The organism is Trueperaceae bacterium (assembly GCA_036381595.1).
In the GTDB taxonomy this organism is placed as follows: Bacteria; Deinococcota; Deinococci; order Deinococcales; family Trueperaceae; genus DASVCN01.
Map to the genome: position 1 here is coordinate 79561 of DASVCN010000035.1, position 6000 is coordinate 85560.

The window sequence follows — 6000 nt, forward strand, 5'->3', positions numbered from 1 at the left end:
GTCCGTTCCCTAACGGATCCCTTGGGCGCTCAGGTCGATCACCTGCTGAGCGTTCTCGGGTGTCACGAAGCCCGGGCCGGTCATTATCACGTCGTTGGCCGGCAGCAGGCCGTACTGCTCGTAGAGGGTGAGCATCACGATCGGCAAGTAACCCTGCAGGTACTGCTGCTGATCGATCGCGAACGCCATCTCGCCGTCCACCAGCGCCTCTAGGACGTTGGGCGAGAGGTCGAAGGTGCCGAAGGGCATCTCCCCGGCCGTGCCGTTCTCGCGCAGCGCTTCCAGCGTAGGCTCGGCGCTCACCGGACCCAGGGCGAGGATGCCGTTGATGTCGGGCGAGCGGGTCAGGGCCGCCTGCACCGCGTTCCTGATCTCGGTCGGATCGGTGCTCACCGACAAGACTTCAACCTGAGCGTTCTCGCCGAGGCCGTCGGTGAACCCTTCGCAGCGCAGATCGAGAGCGACGTTGCCGGTCTCGTGATTCACGCACAGCGCATTGTCCACGCCCGCCTGTGCCATCCGCTCGCCTGCGCCGAAGCCGGCTTCGTACTCCGTCTGGCCCACGTGACGCAGGACGCCCAGCTCCTGGAACACGTCGCTTCCCGAGTTCATCGAGATGACCGGGATGCCGGCCTCGACAGCTGCCCGGATCGAGTCGCCAAGGGCGTCGGCGTCGGGGATGGTGACGACTAGCCCGTCGGGCTGGGCGGCAACCGCAGCGTCGATGAGCTGCGCCATCCGCGGCATGTCGAACGTCTCCGGCGCGCGGTATTCGACGTTGACACCCATGTCTTCGGCGGCTTGCGAGACGCCGTTCTCTGCCACCGACCAGAACGGGTCGGCAGCCGCGCCGTGCGAGACGACGATGATGTCGATTTCGGAGCGGTCGGGGACGCCCTCCTGGGCGAAGGCCGGCGAGAGTGCGGCCGCCGTCAGGACGCTCACGAGCAGTAGACCGAGTGACTTGCGCATGCTTACCTCCTTGGCCATCAGGTCGTGGAACGACCCGTCTAACGAAGTGATGACGACGGAACGCGCGAAGTAGAGCCTCTTGATTTGGTTCTCCGACTATAAGTCCCGGCCTCATGGGCGTCAACAGCGCTCGAAGCTCCTCTGCCCTGACGGTTGTCCTCCCCTAGATCACCCTGCTGCGCAGCCAGCCCGAGACGACCTCGCCGAAGACCACCACCACGATGATGGCGATGAGGATGGCCGACACGAGTTGCCACTGGAAGGTGTCGATCGCGCCCTGGAGGATCAGGCCGATGCCGCCTGCGCCGACGAGGCCCAGGACCGTCGACTCCCGTATGTTGATCTCCCAGCGCAGGATGCTGATCGCGAAGAAGGTGGGCACCACCTGCGGCACCACCGCGAAGAGGATGACCTTCGCGCGCGAAGCTCCGGTGGCCTCGATCGCCTCCACGGGCCGGCGGTCGATCTCCTCGATCGCCTCGGCCAGCAGTTTGCCGATGAACCCCACCGAACGGAACGCGATCGCGAGGACGCCTGCCAGCGCGCCGGGACCGAAGACCGCGACGAAGAGCAGCGCCCAGATGATCGTGTTGACCGAACGCGACGAGACCACGATGAAGCGTCCGAGCCAGAGGGTCGCGGCGTTCGGGGTGGTGTTCTGCGCGGCCAGATAGGCGGCAGGCAGGGCCATGACGAGCGCCAGGAGCGTCGCCAGCGTCCCGATGTTGATCGTTTGTGCCATGGCGTAGACGATCTCCTGCCAACGCACCCAGCTGGGCGGCGACATGCGGCTGAAGAGGTCAGCCATCTGCGCGGGCGCGTCGAGCACCCAGGGCCAGAAGATGTCGAGCGTCCGGAGGCACCAGAAAACGACGATGGCCGTGAGCAGCAACCAGAAGTAGCGGACGTACTTCTCCCGGCGGGAGTAGCGGACCCAGTGGTAGTGAGCCGAACTCTTCACGTGATCCTCTTGCGCAGCTTGCCGCTGACCCACTCGCCGAAGATCACCAGCGCGATGATCAGGCTGAGGATCGCGAACGAGAAGTCGTAGTCGTAGCGCCTGAACGAGTTCATGAGGGTGCCGCCGATGCCGCCCGCCCCCACGATGCCGACGATCGTCGAGGCGCGCAGGTTGATGTCGAACTGGTAGATGGTGAGGCCGACCTGACGCGGCATTATCTGTGGGAAGACGGCGAAGGTGAGGGTCTTGAAGTAACCCGCCCCGGTCGCCTTGATCGCCTCGACCTGGCCCGGATCGATCTCCTCGATCGACTCGGCGATGAGCTTGCCTACGAAACCGACGGTGTAGACGATGAGCGTGAGGATGCCGGCCAGCGGGCCGAAGCCCACCGCCTTGACGAAGATGATCGCGACGATCACCGGGTGGAAGCTGCGGGCCACGATGACGATCGCCCGCCCCAGCAGGTAGACGAACCGGGGCACGATGTTGCGGGCCGCCAGGATGCCTGCCGGGATGCTCAGCAGGATGCCCGCGATGGTGGCGATGATGGCTATCTGGATGCTCTCGATGAAGCCGGAGATGAGCAGCTCCCAACGGCTGTAGTCGAGCGGGAACGCGCCATCGAAGATCTGGACCGCGCGCGTCATCCCCTCCTCTATGCGCGCCCAGTCGAACTCGAGGGTGGCCACGGCCCACACCAGATAGGCCGCCGAGACGAGCCAGATGCCGTAGCGAAGCCAGCGATTGGCGATGAAGGGGGTCCGCCGCCACTGGTAGTGGGCAGGTTGGGTCATCACGCCTCGGTTACCGCGGTCTCGCGCTGCTCGGCGGCATCTCCGCCGTAGATCTCCTCGAGGGCGGCGTCGTCGAGCTGGGCGCCGCTGCCGTCGAAGATTATGCGGCCGTGCCTCAGCCCCACGATCCGCTGGCAGTGCTTCTTCGCCTGCTCGACGTTGTGGAGGTTGATGAGCACCGGCAGCGAGTATTCCCTGGCGAGCTCACCCAGGAGCTGCATGATCTGCTCCGAGGTCTTCGGGTCGAGCGATGCCGTGGGCTCGTCGGCCAGGAGAATGTGTGGGTCCTGCATCAGCGCCCTGACCACGCCCACCCGCTGGCGCTCGCCGCCCGAAAGGGCGTCGGCCCGCTTGTTCACGTATTGCGGCAGGCCCACTCGCTTGAGCAGTTCGTAGGCCCGGTCGATGTCCTCCTGTAGGAAGCGGCGGCTCGCGGCCCGCCAGAACGGGGCGTAGCCCAGACGCCCGGAGAGGACGTTCTCCATGACGGTGAGTCGGTCGACGAGGTTGAAGCCCTGAAATATCATCCCGATCCGGCGGCGCGCCTGCCGGAGCTCTTGGCCGCGAAGCCCAGTGAGGTCGATGTCGTTGAGCCGGATCGAACCGGAGGTGGGCTCGACCAGCCGGTTGATGCAACGCAGGAGGGTGCTCTTGCCTGCGCCGGAGGAGCCGATGATCGCGGTCATGCCGCGCTCCTCGACGGTGAGGTCCAGATTGTCGAGGACGATGTCGCCCGTCCCGTAGCGTTTGACCAGGTTCGAAATGACCAGCATTCTTCTACTTTCGCATCAGATAGGGTTGCAAGCAGCAGGGCAAACCCTCGGAACGTGCCGAGGGTTTGCCCTGGATCGGTATAGGGCCTACTGAAGTCCGGCCGGGGTGTACTCCACTCCGTTGGCTGCCTGGATGGTGCGGATCACCCGCCAGGCCTTCTCGTAGTCGATGGGGATGAACTTGTCGACGTTGTCGAACTCCTCGCCCAGGGCGGTCCCCTCGAACTCGAAGGTGAAGAACGCTTCCTTGATCTTCTCGACGAGGTCGGGATGCAGATTGTGGGCGTAGGCGTACGAGGTGGTGGGGAACGGGTCGGATTCGTAGATGATCTTCACTTCGGACGGGTCGTAGAGGCCGCGGTCTGCCATCCGCTCGACGACTTCGGAGGCTACCGGAGCCGCGTCGTAGTCGCCTGCTACCACGCCGAGCATCGACTGGTCGTGGCTGCCCGAGTAGACGACCTCGTAATCCTCGCCGGGGACGATGCCCAGCTCGGGGAAAAGGGCACGGGGAGCCTGGTTGCCGGAGTTCGAAGTGGGGGAGGTGTGGGCGACCACCTTGCCCTTCAGGTCCTCGATGCTGTCGATACCGCTGTCCACCCGCGTGTAGAGCTGCAGGGTGTAGCCGAAGCGGCCCTCTTCGGTGCCCATGATGGCGAACGGTACGGCGCCGGCCAGGTTCACCGCGAACGGCGTGGGCCCGGTCGAGAACCCGGCTACATGCAGGCGGCCCGAGCGCATCGCTTCGACCTCGGCCGCGTTCGACTGGACCGCGAAGAAGCGGACGTTCTTGCCGGTCACCTCGGCCAGGTGGTCGATGAACGGCTGCCAGATGTCCTCGTAGATGGCAGGGTCTTCGACCGGGGTGTAAGCGAAGACTAGCGTGTCCGGGTTCACCCATTCGCTCTCGTCCTCGGGCAGGTCGGCCACCAGGTCGCCGTTCTCGTCGCAATACATCTCGGCGAGCTGGCCCCGGTTGCTGCACTCCTCCTGGGCTACGGCGCTCGAGACGAGCAGGCCCAGCAGGAGCGTGAGCAGCAGGGTGAGCTGCCTGTATCCGAATGTCCTCGTGAAACTGGCGGTCGTGTGCACTGATTCCTCCTCCAGATAGCGAACGGCCCCATGTCGTTCCCGCTGCCGGCTGTTGGTCGCCGCGCTCAGGTTGTGGGTGATAGCGAGTCTAGCACGGCTTAAGGCGACACCGCGGAGGAGTCAGCGAGATCAGGCGTTCGCCTTCACACCCTTCCGCCGGATGGCGGCGCGGAACCCGGGGAGCGAGCGTTCGATCATCTCGTCGCTGGCGGTGAGGGAGATTCGGAAGTACCCGGGCATCTCGAAGATGGCGCCGGGGAGGACGTATACGCCGTGCCGGGCCAACTCGTCGCAGAACGCCAGGTCGTCCTCGAGCGGCGATTCGACGAGCAGGTAGAAGGTTCCTTCGGGGAGGGCGAGGCTGTACCCCATGCTGCTCAGTTCGTTCACCATCAGGTCGCGCTTGCGCTTCAGGTGGTCCATGTCGATGGTGAGCTCCTCGAGGTCGGCCAGCGAGTGCTGCATCAGTGCGTTGGGGAAGGCGAACCCGGTGACGAACTGGGTGGCCATGATGGCCTCGCGCAACCGCTCGGGATCCGGCATCTCGGGCGACAGGGCGATGTAGCCGATGCGCTGACCGGGCGTGAGCAGGGTCTTGCCGTAGGTGTATAGGACGAGGGAGTACGCGTAGTAGGCGGCGGGGCTGGGGAAGTGCCGATCGCCGAAGATTATCCGGCTGTACGACTCGTCGGAGAGGAGGTAGATCGGGCGGCCGTTGCGTTCGCTGGCGGCGCTGAGGATGCGGGAGAGCCGCTCGAGGGTTTCAGGCGGGTAGATCCTGCCGGTCGGGTTGTTCGGACTGTTCACGATGATCGCCTGGGTTCGCTCGCTGATGGCCGCTTCGATCGCTCGCAGGTCGAGGTCGAGGGTCCGCTCGGCGACCCTCACCCGCACGGCTGTGCCGCCGTTGTTCACGATCATCGATTCGTAGAAGAACCAGGGAGGACTCATGAAGATGACCTCGTCACCCTGGTCGATCAGGGTCGCCAGCGAAACGCTTATCGCAGCGAAGGCCCCGTTGGTCACGAAGATGTCGTTCGCACGGTAGGAAGTCCCGCGGCGCCGGTTCAGGGCGTCTGCGATGATGCGGCGCGAAGCCGGATGGTTGTCCTTGTAGGCGAACCAGTTGCGGTCGCGCGGTTCGACATGGCGTTGCAGGGCAGAGACGAAGCCCGGCAGCGGCATCTCGTGAGGATTGCCGAAGACGAAGTCGCAGTTGCCCGGGTCGGCAGGATCCCGGCGGCTCCAGGCCGAGTCGTTGAAGAAGCGAGTGAACGGGGCCATCGCGGCAAGCGTGGCCTCGATGCGGGCGGATAACTGGTGGGCCATGGTTCCCCCTAACCGAGTACCTCCATGAGGTCGGTTTCGATTCGCCTGCCACCGTCGACTAGGCTGTTGACGCGGTAGT

At 65.0% G+C, this 6000-nt stretch carries 6 protein-coding genes; all 6 read right to left on the reverse strand.

What is annotated here, in order from left to right:
- Positions 1-9: 9 nt before the first annotated feature.
- The 6 genes from VF168_12745 to VF168_12770 all read right to left on the reverse strand — a co-directional run bounded on the left by VF168_12745 (position 10) and on the right by VF168_12770 (position 5921).
- Positions 10-972 (reverse strand): sugar ABC transporter substrate-binding protein, encoded by a 963-nt coding sequence (locus tag VF168_12745; protein HEX7005046.1) that lies wholly within the window; start codon positions 970-972, stop codon positions 10-12.
- A gap of 163 nt (positions 973-1135) precedes the next feature.
- On the reverse strand, positions 1136-1933 hold the full coding sequence (gene phnE, locus VF168_12750) for a phosphonate ABC transporter, permease protein PhnE (protein ID HEX7005047.1): 798 nt from the start codon (positions 1931-1933) through the stop codon (positions 1136-1138).
- Positions 1930-2727 (reverse strand): phosphonate ABC transporter, permease protein PhnE, encoded by a 798-nt coding sequence (gene phnE, locus VF168_12755; protein ID HEX7005048.1) that lies wholly within the window; start codon positions 2725-2727, stop codon positions 1930-1932. The genes phnE (VF168_12750) and phnE (VF168_12755) overlap by 4 nt, the downstream gene beginning before the upstream one ends.
- A complete protein-coding gene (gene phnC / locus VF168_12760; protein HEX7005049.1) occupies positions 2727-3500 on the reverse strand; it encodes a phosphonate ABC transporter ATP-binding protein in 774 nt (257 codons plus the stop codon). The genes phnE (VF168_12755) and phnC overlap by 1 nt, the downstream gene beginning before the upstream one ends.
- Positions 3501-3587: 87 nt before the next feature.
- Positions 3588-4592: a phosphate/phosphite/phosphonate ABC transporter substrate-binding protein gene (phnD, locus tag VF168_12765; protein ID HEX7005050.1), complete on the reverse strand. Its 1005-nt coding sequence runs from the start codon at positions 4590-4592 to the stop codon at positions 3588-3590.
- Positions 4593-4721: 129 nt separating this feature from the next.
- Positions 4722-5921, reverse strand: a complete 1200-nt coding sequence (locus VF168_12770; GenBank protein HEX7005051.1) for an aminotransferase class I/II-fold pyridoxal phosphate-dependent enzyme — start codon at positions 5919-5921, stop codon at positions 4722-4724.
- Between the last annotated feature and the right edge of the window lie 79 nt (positions 5922-6000).

What these genes read in the sequence shown, in the direction of transcription:
- VF168_12770 (HEX7005051.1), bottom strand. Translation starts at nt 5,921, where the DNA reads ATGGCCCACCAGTTATCCGCCCGCATCGAGGCCACGCTTGCCGCGATG.
- phnC (HEX7005049.1), bottom strand. Translation starts at nt 3,500, where the DNA reads ATGCTGGTCATTTCGAACCTGGTCAAACGCTACGGGACGGGCGACATC.
- phnE (HEX7005048.1), bottom strand. Translation starts at nt 2,727, where the DNA reads ATGACCCAACCTGCCCACTACCAGTGGCGGCGGACCCCCTTCATCGCC.
- VF168_12745 (HEX7005046.1), bottom strand. Translation starts at nt 972, where the DNA reads ATGCGCAAGTCACTCGGTCTACTGCTCGTGAGCGTCCTGACGGCGGCC.